The 16025-nt window shown below is 70.5% G+C and carries 23 protein-coding genes; 1 reads left to right on the top strand and 22 read right to left on the bottom strand.

What is annotated here, in order from left to right; all coding sequences use genetic code 11:
* Positions 1–522: 522 nt before the first annotated feature.
* From E0497_RS15365 to E0497_RS15285, 17 genes are all read right to left on the bottom strand, one after another.
* On the bottom strand, positions 523–744 hold the full coding sequence (locus tag E0497_RS15365; RefSeq protein WP_137725659.1) for a hypothetical protein: 222 nt from the start codon (positions 742–744) through the stop codon (positions 523–525).
* A gap of 52 nt (positions 745–796) precedes the next feature.
* The gene (locus E0497_RS15360; RefSeq protein ID WP_137725658.1) at positions 797–1015 is read right to left on the bottom strand and encodes a hypothetical protein; all 219 of its coding nucleotides are present in this window, start codon (positions 1013–1015) and stop codon (positions 797–799) included.
* A gap of 135 nt (positions 1016–1150) precedes the next feature.
* A complete protein-coding gene (locus tag E0497_RS15355) occupies positions 1151–1435 on the bottom strand; it encodes a hypothetical protein (RefSeq protein WP_137725657.1) in 285 nt (94 codons plus the stop codon).
* An 81-nt stretch (positions 1436–1516) separates the two neighbouring features.
* A complete protein-coding gene (locus E0497_RS15350) occupies positions 1517–1828 on the bottom strand; it encodes a hypothetical protein (RefSeq protein ID WP_137725656.1) in 312 nt (103 codons plus the stop codon).
* A gap of 198 nt (positions 1829–2026) precedes the next feature.
* Positions 2027–3127: a hypothetical protein gene (locus E0497_RS20880; RefSeq protein ID WP_241665916.1), complete on the bottom strand. Its 1101-nt coding sequence runs from the start codon at positions 3125–3127 to the stop codon at positions 2027–2029.
* A 38-nt stretch (positions 3128–3165) separates the two neighbouring features.
* Positions 3166–3966, bottom strand: a complete 801-nt coding sequence (locus tag E0497_RS15340; RefSeq protein ID WP_241665915.1) for an N-formylglutamate amidohydrolase — start codon at positions 3964–3966, stop codon at positions 3166–3168.
* Positions 3967–4108: 142 nt separating this feature from the next.
* Positions 4109–4375 carry a hypothetical protein gene (locus E0497_RS15335; RefSeq protein WP_137725653.1) on the bottom strand — a complete coding sequence of 89 codons (267 nt, stop codon included), beginning with the start codon at positions 4373–4375 and terminating at the stop codon, positions 4109–4111.
* A 14-nt stretch (positions 4376–4389) separates the two neighbouring features.
* Positions 4390–4827 carry a helix-turn-helix domain-containing protein gene (locus E0497_RS15330; RefSeq protein ID WP_137725652.1) on the bottom strand — a complete coding sequence of 146 codons (438 nt, stop codon included), beginning with the start codon at positions 4825–4827 and terminating at the stop codon, positions 4390–4392.
* Between the two features lie 385 nt (positions 4828–5212).
* Complete coding sequence (locus tag E0497_RS15325) at positions 5213–5494, bottom strand: hypothetical protein (RefSeq protein ID WP_137725651.1); 282 nt, start codon at positions 5492–5494, stop codon at positions 5213–5215.
* Between the two features lie 17 nt (positions 5495–5511).
* Complete coding sequence (locus E0497_RS15320) at positions 5512–5829, bottom strand: hypothetical protein (RefSeq protein WP_137725650.1); 318 nt, start codon at positions 5827–5829, stop codon at positions 5512–5514.
* A 63-nt stretch (positions 5830–5892) separates the two neighbouring features.
* A complete protein-coding gene (locus E0497_RS15315) occupies positions 5893–6447 on the bottom strand; it encodes a lysozyme family protein (RefSeq protein ID WP_137725649.1) in 555 nt (184 codons plus the stop codon).
* A 79-nt stretch (positions 6448–6526) separates the two neighbouring features.
* On the bottom strand, positions 6527–6997 hold the full coding sequence (locus tag E0497_RS15310; RefSeq protein WP_194150322.1) for a hypothetical protein: 471 nt from the start codon (positions 6995–6997) through the stop codon (positions 6527–6529).
* Positions 6998–7044: 47 nt separating this feature from the next.
* Positions 7045–7257 carry a hypothetical protein gene (locus E0497_RS15305; protein WP_137725648.1) on the bottom strand — a complete coding sequence of 71 codons (213 nt, stop codon included), beginning with the start codon at positions 7255–7257 and terminating at the stop codon, positions 7045–7047.
* A 265-nt stretch (positions 7258–7522) separates the two neighbouring features.
* Positions 7523–8101 (bottom strand): 3'-5' exonuclease, encoded by a 579-nt coding sequence (locus E0497_RS15300; RefSeq protein ID WP_241665914.1) that lies wholly within the window; start codon positions 8099–8101, stop codon positions 7523–7525.
* A 6-nt stretch (positions 8102–8107) separates the two neighbouring features.
* Positions 8108–8623, bottom strand: coding sequence for a hypothetical protein (locus tag E0497_RS15295; protein WP_137725647.1), 516 nt, complete (start codon positions 8621–8623; stop codon positions 8108–8110).
* A gap of 130 nt (positions 8624–8753) precedes the next feature.
* Entirely contained in the window at positions 8754–9797 is a 1044-nt protein-coding gene (locus tag E0497_RS15290) for a DUF3560 domain-containing protein (protein ID WP_137725646.1), read from the bottom strand.
* A gap of 47 nt (positions 9798–9844) precedes the next feature.
* On the bottom strand, positions 9845–10468 hold the full coding sequence (locus tag E0497_RS15285; protein WP_137725645.1) for a hypothetical protein: 624 nt from the start codon (positions 10466–10468) through the stop codon (positions 9845–9847).
* A 175-nt stretch (positions 10469–10643) separates the two neighbouring features.
* Between E0497_RS15285 and E0497_RS15280 the strand changes: the two genes are divergently transcribed.
* Positions 10644–10919, top strand: coding sequence for a helix-turn-helix transcriptional regulator (locus E0497_RS15280; protein WP_137725644.1), 276 nt, complete (start codon positions 10644–10646; stop codon positions 10917–10919).
* Between the two features lie 688 nt (positions 10920–11607).
* Here E0497_RS15280 and E0497_RS15275 read toward each other — a convergent pair.
* The 5 genes from E0497_RS15275 to E0497_RS15255 all read right to left on the bottom strand — a co-directional run bounded on the left by E0497_RS15275 (position 11608) and on the right by E0497_RS15255 (position 16011).
* The gene (locus tag E0497_RS15275; protein WP_137725643.1) at positions 11608–11892 is read right to left on the bottom strand and encodes a hypothetical protein; all 285 of its coding nucleotides are present in this window, start codon (positions 11890–11892) and stop codon (positions 11608–11610) included.
* 44 nt (positions 11893–11936) lie between these two features.
* A complete protein-coding gene (locus E0497_RS15270; protein WP_137725642.1) occupies positions 11937–12461 on the bottom strand; it encodes a hypothetical protein in 525 nt (174 codons plus the stop codon).
* A 16-nt stretch (positions 12462–12477) separates the two neighbouring features.
* Complete coding sequence (locus tag E0497_RS15265) at positions 12478–13179, bottom strand: DUF8176 domain-containing protein (protein ID WP_137725641.1); 702 nt, start codon at positions 13177–13179, stop codon at positions 12478–12480.
* A 22-nt stretch (positions 13180–13201) separates the two neighbouring features.
* A complete protein-coding gene (locus tag E0497_RS15260; protein WP_137725640.1) occupies positions 13202–14386 on the bottom strand; it encodes an insoluble domain protein in 1185 nt (394 codons plus the stop codon).
* Positions 14387–14490: 104 nt separating this feature from the next.
* Positions 14491–16011 (bottom strand): CpaE/TadZ family protein, encoded by a 1521-nt coding sequence (locus E0497_RS15255; protein ID WP_137725639.1) that lies wholly within the window; start codon positions 16009–16011, stop codon positions 14491–14493.
* Positions 16012–16025: the final 14 nt, after the last annotated feature.

The raw sequence follows: 16025 nt of genomic DNA, 5'->3' as shown, positions 1-16025 counted from the left end.
CCGCGGCGCTGCTCCCGGCGCTCCGCGCCGGGAGACGGGGCGGGTCGCTGCGCTCCCCGCCAGGGAGCCGCTGCGCGGCTCGACGGTGGTGGCGTCACGCTGCCGTCGATCGCGTCGCTGCGCTCCGCTCGAAACCGAGTTTTCATGCCCAGGAACACAATTCATCGTCACCACCGCATCGACTCCAGACTCGAACGAGAGACGGGGACGCGCTGCGCGCGCCGCATGCCGGCCCGTCGCGCTGCTCTCAACCCGTCCCGAAATCATGCACTCATCATACCCCACGACACCCGCTCTCGCCAAACCATCCGAGAACGGCTGAAACCCCTAACATCATCTCCCCCAACATGATTCGAGATCATCTCGAAATGCCGGTAGGCAAACACGCCAGAATCATGTGCCCCACACCCACATTCAACATAATTGTTGCGCCACAACACAATTCACAAACACGGCCCGAGCGGGCTGCGTCGGCCCCACCGACGGTGCCGGCCCGACCACATCAGGCCGGCACCGCACCCTTCAGATCGGGTCGAACCTCGGGGCCGACGCGTCGAGCTCGAGGACCCGAACCGTGATCCCCTCCCGCTCGACCCCGGTGAACCCCACATCCGACAAGGCCGCGAGCGCGCCCCCCAGGTCCACACTCGTCAGATCCAGCCCAGGCGGCACATTCACCATCACCCGGTGATGCGAGACCTCCGTCCACACGATCTCCACCGTCCAGCTCTCCGTCGTACCCATCAGCGTCATCCCCTCCCCCGCCACCACCGGCGGGACATGTCATCAATGCAGGTCACAGCATGTTCTCGGCGGCGTCGTGGACCAACATGTGCGGGCGGTGCTCCAGACGGAACGCACGCGCCGCCCCGAAATCCAGATCCACCGACGTGTTCAGAGCCCGATTCCGGACATCACCCACCACCCGCCGGCGAGCAATGAACACAGCCCCACACGAGCACACGAAAGTGGTGGTCCAGATCTCTCCGGTGCGGTGGGCCAGCAGGCCGGTCACGGCGTTCATGGTGTCGGTTCCTCCTCGGGCATTCAGGTGGCCGGCCCCGAGCCGGTGTCGGCGTCCGGGGCTGGGATCGGGCAGACTGACGAGCGAGGACCGGCCCGCTCTCTTCGGGCCGGTCCTCGCTGTACGTCAGACCGGGACCGCCACCCGGGACGTGCCATCGACGCAGGTCACGGTCTCCGAGTCGATCCGGATCTCGATCGGGCCGTCGAACGAGCACCGCTCCACATCGACGACCAAGCCGCCGGTCAGCGGATCGATCCAGGCGTTCACACCGGTCTCCTTCGCCCGAGGCAGAGAGAACCAGACGGTGCCGCCCGGACCGCCGTCGATGGGTCCGCTGGACAGCTGCGTGAGGCTTACGCGGGCCTCGACGGCGTTGACGTGTGCGATGTGCGAGAGGGGGAAGTTCACCAGGGGCTCCGTTCTTCCCGCGGTTTCCCGTGGGACGTGTCGTTTGTGCAGGTAGGTCGGTGTTTTTGCGCTACGGGCGGGTCAGTTTTTCGTGACCGTGTAGCCGAGGGAGTCGGCGAGCATGTGCATCAGTTCCTCGCCGTCGGGCAGGTCGGCCAGGAACATGCGCATGCGGATGCGTTCGCAGTCGTCGGGGTCGGTGCACCGGCACTCGGTGTTCTCCACGGGGTGCTCGAGGTCGAGGGACGTGCCGAAGCTGGCGGGGTCGACGACCCAGCTGTCGGTGCCGGACAGGTCGCGCATCAGGCGCACGCGGACGGTGCCGCCGATGTAGTGGCTGTCGCACTCGGTGGCCTGGTCGGCGGGGTGGATCGGGGCGTGTGTGGCGGTCATCTGTGTGGTCCTTCCGGTCGTTCTCCCGCCCTAAACTTTACAATGTGACATTGCATAGTTCAAGTGGGGGACGCATTCCGCTACGGCGCCGGGCCGTCGACTCCCGGCCTCACCGCCCGCCGGGACGTGTCATCTCCGCAGTTCAGGGCATGAAAACGCCCCCACACCAGGCGGTGGTGTGGGGGCGTGGGGGGCCGGTCAGCGCGGTGTGTAGTTCTTCGCGCGGTCGGTGCCGTCGTCGTAGTCGTCGACGTAGTCGCCGGCGCCGGGGGTGTAGGCGCCGCCGACCCGGTCGGGGTCGTAGGCCATGAACACCACGTCGGGGCGGCCGCCGTTGAAGGTGCGGAACTGGTCGTAGTCCCAGCCGTCGGGGGCGTAGTCGTCGTTCCAGCGCAGCCGGGCGACGGGAACGAACCCGGCGTCGGCGTACAGGTCCGGCAGGACGGTGTCGAAGCAGTCGAGACGGCGGCCACCGAGGTCGGTCGCCTGCCGGAGCATCGACTGCACAGCCTTGGGGTGGGCGCAGTCCTTGTGCGCGTATGCCGAGACGATCTCGTCGCCCTTGAGGGATACGCCGGCCTTGCCGTCGTCGGTGACCAGAAGGCGCATCTGCCGGTATTCGCCCTCGTCGTAGACGTGCACCGACGCCGCGTAGGGGTTCTTTCGGGTGAGCTCGAGCATCTGGGCTCGGTAGACGCCGGCGTCGGTGGGGGCGAGTTCGTAGAGCGTCGGGGCAGAGAGTCCCCGCGCGGCGAAGTCGTCGCGGTCAGTGGCGGGCAGCTCGTGGGCGGCGACCGGGTCGACGGTGCGGCCGTCGATCAGAAGCCGAGGGCTTCGGCTTCCTGGATCTTCGGATCGGTCCAGCGCTGCTCGATCTCCGTCCGCTGGGCTTCCGGCAGGTCCGGGCTCCATCCGTACTGCCTCCAGAACGCTTCCCGGCGTTCCTGGGTCATCGGTTCGTCGTACATCGGTGTCTCCGTTCTCGTGGTTGTCATCATCGTCGCCGGGGAGGCCGGCGCGGGCGCGGCGCAGTGCTTCGGTCTGTTCGGCGCGCAGGCGCTGGGCGGCTTCCAGGCGCCGTGTCAGTGTGTCTCGGGTGTCTGGGTCGTCGGTGGCGTCGATCGCGCGTTGTAGGTCCTCCTGACCGCCCGGAGTGGAGTCGTACAGCTCCCAGGTCTCGGCGAGGTCGGCTTCAGCGGCGTCGAGGCGGCGTTGGAGCCGGGTGTGGTTCGGGTGTTCGTTGAGTTTCGCGCGGGCCGCTGCGACGCGGGCGAGGACCTTGTCGAGGCGTTCGCGCATGTGTGGGGTGCAGCGCGGCCCCGGCTTCGGCTTGCACATCAGCAGACCCGGTCGGTGATGGTGTCGACCAGGGTGGCCAGGGCGCGGCCCAACTCCTCGACCCGGGCGGGGTCGGGAGTGCGGGGGTCGGTGAGGTAGGTGTCCCGGCGCAACTCGATCATCACCGACGACACCCGCCGATCCTGGCCGTACCAGCGCAGCGGCACATACGTGCCCGCATACGGGGTGTTGATCCCGGTCTCGCCGAGGGACGCGAACGAGCCACGCGCGGCGGTCTCGAGCCAGTCGGGGGTGTGGACCGGATCAGTACCGACACACAACGCCGGCCGCGCTGCTGCCGGGTCCTCGAACCCCGACGGAAGCACCGGGTAAGAGTGCAGATCGATCACCACCGCCCGCCCGCACGCGGCCAACCGGCCGGCAACCGCGTCGGTGACCGCGTCCGCGTGGGGACGGAAATACGACTCGAGCAACGCGCCCGCCTGCGGGTACGGCTCAGCGCGCAGCGGGGCGCCCCCGCAGGTGCGGGTGTAGACCGCTCCCCGCCCGAACGCGGCCGCCGGTTCCTGGGTGTCGTCGGGGAACCGTTCCGGATCGACGACCAGCCGCGAGAACGGGTTGACCACCAGCGTCGGCCGATACCGGACGTGTGCGAGGGCGGCGGCCGCGATGTCGGCGGTGGCGGTGTCGGTGGCCTCGTCCAACTCGGCGGCCAACGCCGCGTCGTCGAGCAGCAGATCCGCGCGTATCTGCGGCGGGATCGTCCGCGATGAGTGCGGGACGTGAACGACCACCGGCGACTCCTGGTCGGCCGGCGTGATGACGGTAGTGCCGGGCACTGGTTTTCCCTTCTTCGTGTGCTGTTGCGGGGCCGCGATACTCGATCGGCTCCGCTCACGTGTCGCATCCTGGCAGCGGGTACCGACGCCGCCCCCGGGCCGGGGGACGTGTTTTTGCCACATGGTTCGAGTGGGGGTGCGTCTACTCGACGATCGTCACGCCGGCGGCGGTGAGAGCGGCGATCAGGATGCCGGTGGTGTGCTCGGCGTGTTCGTGGCTGTCGGCGCCGACCCAGTGTTCGCAGTCCTGCCCGTCGCAGACGACCACGACGTCGTGGTCGCTGTCGTCCGGGGCGATCCGGTAGTCGGCGGTGTGCTCGCTGAGCACGTCGATGATGGTCTGTTCGACGGCCGTCACCGCTGCATCACGGGGACGGCCGTCCGTGGCGTCGTTCTGGTGGTCGTTCATCGGCGGCTCCTCTCTCACGCGCCCTTGCGGGCGCGGTCGGCGACGACGGATTCACGCAGGACCCAGACGGTGCCGACGCGGGTGGCGGGCAAGGTGTGCGCGCGGATGGCCTTGAGGACGCCCTGACGACTCACGCCGAGGGCGTCGGCGGCTTCGGCGACCGACAGCAGCGGCGGGACGTCGAGGGCGTCGACGAGGCGGTCGAAGTCGTCGGTGGTGAGGACGCGCAGCGACAGCAGCGGCCACGGGTAGGTGTCGAGGATCGCCAGGGCGGTGGTGGTGGCCTGACGGATCGAGTCGGCGGGGATGGTGAACACGACCTCGGTGCGGCCGAGTTCGGAGCGTCCGGCGGCTCCGGAGTGGTCGGCGATCGGTTCCAGGAGCGCGTCGGCGGTGTCCTCGGTGAACTCGGCGTCGAGTTCGGCGACGATGTTGTAGGGCTGGGCGGCCACGTCTGTGGTTCCTTCCGTGCGGGTGGGGTGCGGGGTGTCTGAGAAGATGAGGTTCGGGCCGGGGGTGCTACCTACACCCCCGGCCCGTTCTCATGTCAGCGGCGCGGTGGCCACTGGAATCCGGTCTCGCGTTTGAGATCGGAGAGTGCGTTCTTGAACGCTCTCCGGTCGCTCGCGGTTTTCGAGAACGTGGTGATCAACCGTCCGTCCTTGCGGACTGTTGGGTGACCGGCCGATGTGGCTCCGATCTCGAATCCTGCCTTCTCGAGCACTTTCAGGACTGTCCGGGTGTCCCGGTCGATTCCCCTGAACTTCTGCGGCAATCCGCACCTCCACTTTTTAGTTGACAACCAAATAGTAACACATTGGTTGTCACCTGACAACCTTAGTGGTGGGTCGGTTCCCGTGTCGCCCGGGTGAAGACGCAGCCGCCGCGCCAACGAACGGCCATGACCTCGAGCTCTCGGCCGAACGCATCGTCGGGCAGGGACTCGCGCCACTCGTGCGCGGCCTCGGCAGTGCTGAACACGTTCGCGCACTGCCCGTTCGGCGCGTCGAGGTTCAGCCCGTTTCTGCTGCCCATCACGGTGACGTAGGGACTGTCGGGAGCATGGCCGGACAGGCTCACCAGAGCGTGGTAGACGCGGCCGGGGACGGGGTAGGGCATGGGTTCTCCTCGTGTGGTCAGGGAATCAGGGACAGCAGCCATTCACGACCAGCGGCGGCCGCGACGGCGACGAGGGCGATCGAGGCGGCGGCGGTCATCACGCAGCCGAGCAGGTGCTGCCATCCGCCGGCGCGCTGGTCCCGGACGTACCGGCACCAGCGCTGCCACAGCTGCCGGTCGTGCGCGCTGTCGAAGTCGCCGCCGATCGCGCGGCCGCGCCATTCGATGTCGGTCACGCGTGCGATGTCCTCGGCGGTGAAGCGTGCACGTGCCCCGCGCAGTTCGGCGGCGGTCACCCCGGTGGCGGGATCGTAGGGCGGTGCATCGTCGATCATCTGGGCCTCCTCTCGTGAGGCCGGTGAGAGCGCGGGCCTCGAGCACACCGCACGCGCCGTGCGCTACATGCGGGCGGCGACCGCGCGGGCGTACTCGCGGGCGTCGGCGGTGTCCATGCCGCCGATGCCGGCGTAGAAGGCGGCGGCGATCGAGGCGGCGTCGGCGGTGCGGTTCGCGGCGGTCAGGCGCTCGGCGATCGCGCAGTCGAGCCGGGCGAGGGTGTGGACGGCGTCGCCGATGTCGAACGGGGAGGCGGTGCCGTTGCCGTCGGCGTCGTGCAGCTCGGCGACGTTCGGCAGCAGCTGCGCGGCGCCGGCCTGCCCGGACGGGCCGACGGCGGCGGCGTCGAAGCCGGATTCGATGTCGAGCTGGGCGGCGATGAACTCGCGGGTGATCTCCGCCGACGACGGGCACGGCAGCGGTGCGCTGTCGATCCACGTGACGAACTCGGCCGGCGCCCGGTCGATCGCGCCGGGCGCGGCGTCCGTCGTGGTCGCGGTGGCGATGGAGGTGCCGTCGGCCGGGTCGGCCGTGGTGGTGCAGGCGGCGGTCAGAGCGACGGCGGCAGCGGCGGCCAGGGCGAGCACGGTCCGGCGGGCAGCAGTGGGAAGAGTCATCGGAGAAGTCCTTTCGATCGAGCTAAGAGGCCGGTCGGGGTGGGTGCCGCGCGTGCGGCACCCACCGGGGCGACCGGGACTAGAGGGGGAAGTTGTGGACGCGGGCTGCGGCGGGAACGTCGCTGCCGCATCCGAGTGCGCGTACCGCGTCGCGGATCTCGGCGGGCACAGCGGCCTCGTGGCCGTTGGCAGCGTAGCGGCGGTCGCCGTCGAGGGCGTAGAAGCCGAGTTCGGCGTCGTAGGTGGCCGGGTGCAGGTACCAGGTGGTGCCCTGCGGGGTGCCGAGCCAGCCGGTGGCGTAGCCGGTGCGGGTGGTGCCGTCGCGTTCGACGGTGGTCACTTCGGTGGCCCACGTGACCGAGACCAGCGCGTAGAGCGGCGTGCCGATGACGCCGGTGGCCTCGGCGACGGTGTGAGCGCCGTCGAAGGTCCGCACGATCGTGCCGGGGTGCGGGTGGCGCGGGAAGGCATCGAGGTAGCCGACGACGAGGGCGGCGGCGCCGTCGATCTCGGTGGCGTAGCCGGTGGGCAGCGCGGTGGTGGCGGTCATGGGGGCCTCCTCGGTGGGCGGGTGGGTGGTGTCGGGTCTGTGTCCGGTCAGGCGGCGACGAGGGCGGCGGGCTGGCCGACCCATCGCGCGGTGATGTCGAGGGCGTCGACGGCCTCGAGGGTGCGGCCGTCGGTCAGTGCGAGGTCGACGGTGATGCCCGCATCGGTGGTGGTCACGGTGAGGATTTCGGCGATGTCGCCGGAGATCGGCGCTCCGGTGATGTCGATGGTGTTGAGCTGGGCGGCAGCGAGATTCGGCATTCGATGGCTCCTTCAGTGGGTGGTTCCGACGAACTGAACTATACAAAGTCATATTGTATTGTTGCAACCCAGGGAACCGCAGCCGACCGACACCGGCCGCGACGGGACGTGTCATCGACGCAGGTAGACACCCCTTTCGGGATGCGTTGGTGCACACGACAATTGCCGGGCACCGAGAACGTGTCTCGATACCCGGCAACAACCGATCATCCGCTCCAGCTACGCGCCGGGACGTGTCATTTATGCAGGTGAAGGCGTATTTCCGCTACCGGACGACGGGCGTTCGATGAACGTCGGGTCCACCTGCGAGCTGCTGGAGCAGGACGCGGGTGGCATGGACGTCAGCGAGTGCGCGGTGGCCGCCGTCGAGCCGGAGCTGGCCACCGAGGCCGAGGCCGGCGGCCTGGCAGCGGCGGGCCATCACGCACTGCCAGCGCGCCGGGTCGAACAGGTGGCCCGGGTCGATTCCGGCCCGGCGGCAGTCGTGCAGGACCCGGTCGCGGTCGAACGGCGCGTTGTAGGCCAGGACCGTCCGGCCTGCGGTGACGGCGGCGAGACGCGGGTGGACCTGTGGCCAGGTCGGAGCCCCGGCCAGGTCTGCGGCGGTCAGGCCGTGGACGGCGTGCGCGTCCGGTTCGATCGGCACGCCGCCCGGGTCGACGAGGGTGTCGAGCAGGACCTCACCGGTGGCGGCGTCGATGACCGCGATCTCGATGATCGCTCCGTCGAGGCCGGTGGTTTCGACGTCGAGGATGCACGCCGCGCCCGGGGACAGCATCCGTGTCGCCCACTGGCGGGGTGTCAGGTCGATGGTGGGCACGGTGTTCTCCTCGGTCCCGGACATGGTCCCCTACCCCGCCGACACCGCAGCAGCGATGCGCTCGGCTTCGGCCAGGACCAGGTGGTAGCGGTCGGTGTGTCCGCACGGGTTGTCCCACGTGTCGCACGAGAGCCGCTGCCCGTCGACCTCGATGTTGTGGGTGGCCGGCACGCCGCGCGGACCGCTGCACGTCGGGCAGACGGCGTCGATGGTGACGGTGCGGATGTCCGCGTGCCCGACCGGAGAGGTGCGCCAGTCCGCCACGCGGACGGTCATCGCGCCGGCGGCCAGCTGGTAGCCCTTCCCGGCTGCGGTGGTGTGCAGGCGGTCGACGTTGATCTGCACGACCCGGTCGGGGTGGGTGACCGTGCCGGCCCTCTGGTCGTGGACGGCGACGACGGTGCACACGGCGACGGTGCCGAGGGAGCCGGCGTCCTCGAAGCCGTCGACGCGCAGGGTGCGGCGGTTGTCGCGGGCGGCCGGGTCGAGCCAGTGCTGTCCGACGGCGATGGTGTCGCCGTAGCGGTTGGTGCGGGCATCGGTCATCGGTGGGCCCTTTCTGTCGGGGGGTTCGGGTGGTCGTGCGTAGCTCACTGCGGGAACCGGGTTTCCGGTGTCCGCGCGCCCCGGGGGCGCCCTGCGGTGGTCGCGGGGCGCCCCGGCACGGTGGGGGCGGTCAGGCGGCGTCGACGCTGTCTGCCGTCTCGGCGGGGGCCTCGATGACGCGCTGGCCGTCGACGACGCGGACGGTGTTGCCGTCGGCGTCACGCAGGCCGCGGATCTCGGTGTAGGGGATGCGGTCGGTCCAGCTGCCGCCGACGATCGAGCCGATGGTCACGGACTTGGCGTTGACCCTGCGGATCTCGTGCCAGGTGCCGACGTAGCGGACCTGATCGCCCACGGCGACGACGTCGCGGCTGTACGGCGAGACCGTGCCCGCGTCGATCTGTCCGGCGCGGACGCCCTGCCAGTAGGCGAGTTCGTCGGCGGTGTGGTCGATCTCGGCGAGGACCCGGTCCCGGTGCGCGCCGTCGGCCGGGGCGTGGGTCTCGACGTACTTCTGCCCGGTCTGGGAGTTGGTGTACAGGGTGCGGGTGTAGCCGTCGCGGGTGCGCTCGAGGCGGCGGAGTTCGGCGGCGAGCTTGTCGATCCGGCGAGCCACGGTCACCGGCGCGTAGCGGTGGTCGGTGGTCTTCGCTGCGGCGTCGGCGCGGCCCCGGGCGGTGGCGGCGTCGCGTTCGGCGTGGACGGCCTTGCCGAGGGCGTTCCAGGACTTCTCGATCGCGCGGCGGTGGCGGCCCTCGCTGTGGTGGCCGACCTTGACCGGCTCGCCGCCCTCGGGCAGTGCGGCGGTCGCGGCCTTGTCGGCGGCCCAGGCCGCGGCGGCGGCGTCGGCCTTGCGGTCGGCCTTGGCATCGAGGGCGTCGACGCGGCCCTGCTGGCGGGCGATCTTGTCGGCCTCGACGTCGGCGACCTGGCTGTAGGTGTCGTCGATCTCGATTTCGACGGTGAATCCGGCGGCGCGCAGCTGCTCGGCGGTGGCGTTGATCTGGTGCAGCTTGGCGTGGCGGTCCCGCGAGTTCTGGATGTACCAGGAGCCGAGGTTGCGGGACCAGCGCCAGCGGTTGGCCTTGAGGATCGGGGCGGTGCCGTCGCCGCGGGCGGTGCCGTCGATGAGGGCGCCGTCGGCGTGGGTGTGGGTGATGGTCAGTGCGGACATGCGCAGGTCCTGTCTGTCGTCGAAGTGGTGCAGGTCAGAGGCTCGGGTCAGCGGACGAACCGCCAGGCCGAGCGGGCGGCGCGGACGCCTGGGACCTTGCGGGCGGCGAGGTTCCCGGCGGCCTTCGCGGCGCGCTTGCCGTAGACGGCAGCGCGGGAGGGACGCGGATTGACCACGGGGCGAGGGCTACGGGCAGGCGTGCGGGCGGGGGTGGTCTTCGCCGGAGCGGTCTTCGTGGGGGTGGTGTCGGCGGCCAGTTCGCGCTCCCATGCGGCGAAGTGGTCCACCGGTTCCGTGTCGGCGTCGTCGACGGCGTCCGTCTCGGTGTCGGTCGAAGCGGCGGCGCAGGCCTTGCGCTCGGCGCGGGCGGTGCGCGCTTCGTGGCCGCCCACGGGGTCGAGGTAGCGCAGCGGGGTGTGGGTCACGATGCTCTCGGCGAGCCGTGAGCGCCAGAAACGGTGCTGGTAGGCGGCGAGGAAGTGACCGGCCAGCCAGACCAGTGCGCCGATGATCAGCCACGGCAGGCGGTCGCCGATCGGGTCGCCGAGGACGATGAAGGCGAGCGAGCTGACGACCATCAGGGCGCCGGCGAAGCGGGCGACCGGGGCGCCGATCTTCCAGACGAGCAGTGCCGCGAGGGCGAGTGCTGCGGTGACCGTGATGATCGTCATGTGGTTTCCCTTCCCGTGGTGCATCTTCCGGAACCAACTTTACAATAGTTCATTGCATAGTTACAACCCGGGGTCGGTGTTTCCTACATCGCAAGCCAACTATGTAAAGTTTGTGGGTATCGGATCACCCGGAGGCGCCCCCACCACCGCCTCCCACCACCAGGAGGCCCCTCACATGGCGAACCCGAATCGCCTCACCACCGACCAGTGCCTAGCCCTGCTCAAGGAGCTGACCGGCGACGACATCAAGCCCATGACGTTCCACAGCTACGTCCACCGCGGCCACGCCCCCAAACCGGTCGAGAAGATCGGTCGCACCCCACTGTGGAAGCGCAGCGAGATCGAGGAATGGGCCCGCAACCGTCCCGGCCGCGGCACCCGGACCGACCTCCGCAAGACCCGCCGGCGCACCCAGGACACCGACACCGACACCGACACCGCAGCCGAGTAGCCATCTCCCTCACCGGGACGTGTCATCACCGCAGGTCACAGCCGCTTTCCATGAACGGTCGACCTCACGCGCCACACTCAGGCGCATCATCGGACCGAACGCGGGGACGTAATCGAGCCACGACCCGATCATCGGCGGACCATCTGCCCCGCCGGGACGTGTCATCACCGCAGGTCACAGCATCGTTTCGCACGCCGACGGCAACTGTCCGGACAGCGGAGCGTCGGCCACGTGACCATGCCGCAGCCGGCCCCGCTCGAACCGGTCCGGCTCCTACTGCTCCCGCTGCCGACCGTGAACCGACGTCCCGAGCGCATCGGCCGCCCCCGCCCTCGTGAGGCGGGGGCGGTCGTCGTTTCGGCTCACACGTCGGGACGTGTCATCGCCGCAGGTCACATCGGGTAGATGCCCGTAGGGGCGACGCCGTGCGGTCAGGCCACCGGCCGTGGCCATCGCAGCCAGGGTCGAGAGGACCGGTCCAGGGCCCCGGGGTACTCGGCCCCGATGACGCTCGTGTTCGCTACCGCTGATCTGCTATTGGTCGCTGCGGCCGGGACGTGTCATCCATGCTGCTCAACGGCGGTTTCGTTCGATTCGACAACGGCGCCCCCCGATCCGGGACATCAGGATCGAGGGGCGCCGCGCCCACCTGGAGTGGGACGTGTCATGTGCGCTGGTCAGGCGGCATTTATGCGCATGCTTCGCGGCGATGGAGCCAGTTCGCGAGGCTGCTTGCGGCGAGGCTGCCGAAGCTGACGAGACCGACGGCCACGATGGCGATCACCCAGGCCGGGACCATCCAGGGCTCGCCCCACGGGATGAGGTCCGGGATCAAGGATTCGGACGGCCGGGAAACGACGATCGAGATGGTGATCAGGGCCGCGGCAAGGAGCAGCACGACTGCCGCCCCGAGGGCGATGGCCGTCGCCGCGAGCACGGTCGAGGTGCGCTTCCAGAACAGGGGGCGGGTCATCACGGTGCAGGCTCCTTCAGTGCGGGACGTGTCGTTTGCGCTGGTCAGCGGCAGTCGATGTGGATGGAGATTTGGATGCGGCCGCTGTGGGTGCGCGGCCAGTCGGAGGGGGCGTCGGTGGTGGCGGCGATGTCGAGCTGGTCGGTCTGGGACCAGTCGACGGCCTGGAGGACGTCGAGGTACTGGTTGGTGGTGTCGACGTCGGCGGCCGGCAGGTTCTGGTCGGTGTTCGCGATGGTGAGGGTCTGGGAGCCGTGGCGGGCGCCGATCGTCCAGCCGTGCGGGGCAGTGATGTCGACGGCCAGGTCGTCGCCGTAGCCGGTGCAGCGGGCGGTCACCTCGTCGGGCTTCGGCGTGGTGATCTCGGTGTCCGAGTGGGCGTTTCCCCAGCCGATGACGATGCTGCCGAGGTCGGTGCTGGTGTCGGTGACGATGGTGCCGCTGGTCGAGGTGGTGACCGCGGCGGCGTCGCGGGCATCGCTGCTGCCGCAGGCGACGAGGGCCGCGGCCGTGGCCGCCGCCAGTGCGGCGGCCGCGGCGGGGCGGGTGAAGCGGTGGGGGCTGGTCATGGTGGTCCTTCGGTGGTCATTTGAAGACGTCGACGAACCATTTGCCGTCGATTTCCCGGGTGGTCACGGTCTGGGTGCCGCGGTTCGGGCCTTCGGGTCGCAGTTCGGTCAGGTCGACGAGGTAGACGTCCTCGGACAGTTCCTTGAGCCGCTGGCAGTACGTGGTGCCGACCGGGACGCCGTCGATGAACGGTTGAAGCTGGTCGGCCGGCAGCACCGACGAGTTCGGGGTGGCCAGGGCGCGGGCGGCGACGGCGTCGCGCTGGATGTAGTAGGCGTGGTTCCACGCGGAGATCACGCCGGCGGCGCTCTTCTGGTCGCCGCGGTCGGCTCGGCATTCGTCGCCGACGTCGGTGGAGGTCGTTGTGGGGGCCGCAGTGGTGGTGGGCAGGTCGAGGATCGGCAGAGTGTCCTCGTCGTCCGCGGTGACGGTCACCCCGTTCGCAGTGTTCGCGTGATCGCCGCTGCCGATCATTTTCCCGGCGATGGTGCCGCCGATGACCGCGACCGCGGCCGCGCCGGCGATACCGAGGAGCAGCTTCTTGTTCGGCCGCCGCGGTGGCCGACTCCCGCCGTCGCCGCTGACGGGGGGCGCGGTCAGCGTGGCGGCGGGACCTCCGGGCGCGGCGGTGTCGGCCGCGCCCGGAGGGGTGGTGGGCGCACCACTGAGGAGATCGACGACGGCGGGATGCCGTGGGGTCTTCTTGTTGAGCTTCATGGTGTTGCACCCACCTCCTGGATCAGGCGCCGATACCGGTGCCGATGGCGCCCGAGATCATCTGCGTGGCCACACCGGCCGAGCCGCCACCGAACTGCGCGAGAGCGCCGTCGATCGCGTCGACGACCTGCTGGCCGCCGGGCTGCGCGGCCGCCCAGTCGCGGGCCTGCTGATCGATCGCCGGGGCGGCGGCGACGGTGTCACGGACCGCGGTCGCAGCGGCCTGACCGACCGGACCGGACTGCTCCCACTGGGTCAGGGTGGTCTCGGTCTGCTCGGTGATCGCGGCCTCGTCGATGTCCGGAAGATCGAACGGGATCGGCTCGCCCTTGTCGTCACCGCCGCCGAACGCGGTGCCGGCGGTGAAACCAGCTGCACCGCCGAAGATCGCGCCCGGCACTGCGGTGATCGCGCCGCCGATCGCGGCACCGGCTGCGGTACCGGCCACGGTGGTGGGCACGACGACGGCCGCCGGGAGCGGCGGGGGCAGCGGGATCGAGACGAGCCCGCCGATGGCCAGGCCGGCGTTGCCGCCGATGTTGCCTCCGAGCAGAGCGCCCGGGACGGCACCGATCGCGGCACCGGTGAGGGCGCCGACGGCCGCGCCACCGACCTGCGCGGCCGCGACCCGGTCCGCGCGCTCGGGCTCGACACCGACCGAACGCCACGCCGTCGACACCTGCGAGCGCATCAGCTCAGCGGTGTTGTTGGTGCGCTCGAGGTCCTCATCCGTCATCCAGTTCGGCTGCACGGTCTGGTAGTCGCCGATCATCACGGTCCCCTTCGGGGCGATGTACATCGGGGCCGGCTCGACCGCGACCGGGGCGTGCAGCTGCGTGTAGTCGATCGGGGCGACGTAGTCCGAGTAACCGGTGTACGTGTTCGTGCCGTAGTCGTAGTTCGGCTTCGGGACGTACGTCGGCTGCACGACCGGCGCCTCCACCCAGTAGACCGGCTCGGCCGGCGCCTCGGGGACGTACGGCTCCGGGGCCGGGGCGGGCGCCGGGGTGGAGGTGGTGCCGCCCTGGATGTTGCCGCCGGTGGTGCCGCCCTGGATCGGATCGGCGCCGGCGGTGGGGGCGAGAGCGAGACCGGCCGCGACAGCGGCGGACGCGACGAGCGCGACGCCGGCCTGCTGCTGGGCCTTGCGGTGACGGCCACCCGTGCGACGGGCGGCGCGGTTACCGGTGTGGAGGTTGGTGCTCATCGAGCATCGCCTTTCATCTGTGGCCCGAGGGCCGGGTCTTCTGGTGTTTCTCGGGGGTCGGGCGGTCGGCACCAGCGCCTTGCGGCTGGGCCATCGACATCAGCTCACTCAGCACCCGCCATCAGGTCGACGACCGTCGCCGCGAGCACGGTCAGCGCGGCGCGGGTCTCGCGGCGCAGCTGGGTCAGCGGAATGCGCTCACCGGACGCGAACAGCGGCTCGTACGGCATCCGGCACACCCGCACGCCCAGCGCGGTGAACGCGTCGACGGCCTCGGTCTCCACGACGGGCGCGTCTCCGGGCCCGTCGGTGATGACCACGACGGTGCGGGCCAGCAGATCCGGGCGGGCGGCGGCCAGGTCGGCCAGCGCGTGCTGGGCGCCCTTGGCGGCGTCACGGCGCAGCGGCACCGGGACGATGACCGCGTGCGCGGAGGCGATCGCCCACTGCCAGCCTCCGGACAGTGATGCGTTGCCGGTGTCGGCGACGATCACCTCGCGGTGCCGGCCGAGGATCGCCCCGGCCGCGGCGGCGTCGGTGTAGCTCAGCGGCGCGGTCGCCCCGACCCGGCCGGCGAGGATGTCCGATCCGGCTGGCTGACGGGTCAGGTAGCGGGCCAGCGCCGCGGGCCGCACCTCACTGCCCGGGTCGATTCCCTCGATCAGGCTGACGACGTCCTGCCCGGTCTCCGGGGGCACGGCGACGCGGTCGGCGAAGCTGCCGCCGATCTCCCCGAGGTCGAGGCAGGCGGTTGTGGCCGGGCCGCGGTGCTCGGCGACCGTCTCGGCCAGGCTGATCGCCATCGGCGTCTTGCCCACTCCGCCTTTGACGTTCGCCACGGTGACTAACGCCCCCTCCGGGAGCCGTCGCGTGATCGTCGCCTGCGCGCCACGCAGACGTATCTCGAGCGAATCCGCCTTCGGGGCGAGCTTCAGGCCGAGGACCGCGTTCACCCGGCCACGCAGACCGAGCTGTGCGCGGTCGTTCGCGGTCGGGTTCACGCGGGGCGCCGACAGCTGCGACAGCACCTCCACCGGGCCCGTGATCGGGCCGGTGACCGGGCCTGTGGGGACTGCGGCCGGCTGCGGCGGGATCGGGGCAGGGGCAGGGTGCGGCACCGTCTGCGCGGCCGGCTGCTGGGCCGGGATCTGCGGACGCGGCTGCGGCTCCGGAGCGGCCGCTGCCGGTACGACAGCCGGACGTGGCACCGAGGCGACAGCTATCGGCTCCGCGGGCGCCGGCGCAGGAGCCGGTTCCAGTTCGGCGGGTGCCGGGGGGATCGGATCTGCGGTCACGGTCACCGGGCCCGCCGGCGGCGTGGAGACACGCTCCACAACCGCCGGCGCCGGAGCGGCCGTCACAACCGGGATGGGCGTACTCGGGGTCCGAGTCACCACCTCCCCGCCCGGCGTGACGGTCATGTACCGGGTCCCTTTTTTGGTGATGTAGACGACCTCGACGTCGGCGCCCTGGTCGGCAGCGATGCCGATCAGGAACTCATGGACAGCGCTACCGATGGATTCGCCCTCGGGGACCGTCAGGTCCTGCGGGGGCGCGTCGATGTTGGCCAGGGTGGCGCGGGCAGTGGTCGGGGAGGTGATCTCGACTTCAATGGTCAGCGACATCGTCAGCGTTCGAT

This window comes from Prescottella subtropica, from assembly GCF_005434945.1.
Lineage (GTDB): Bacteria > Actinomycetota > Actinomycetes > Mycobacteriales > Mycobacteriaceae > Prescottella > Prescottella subtropica.
Note: the sequence above shows the minus strand (reverse complement) of the source record. Positions and strands in the feature narration are given on the sequence as shown.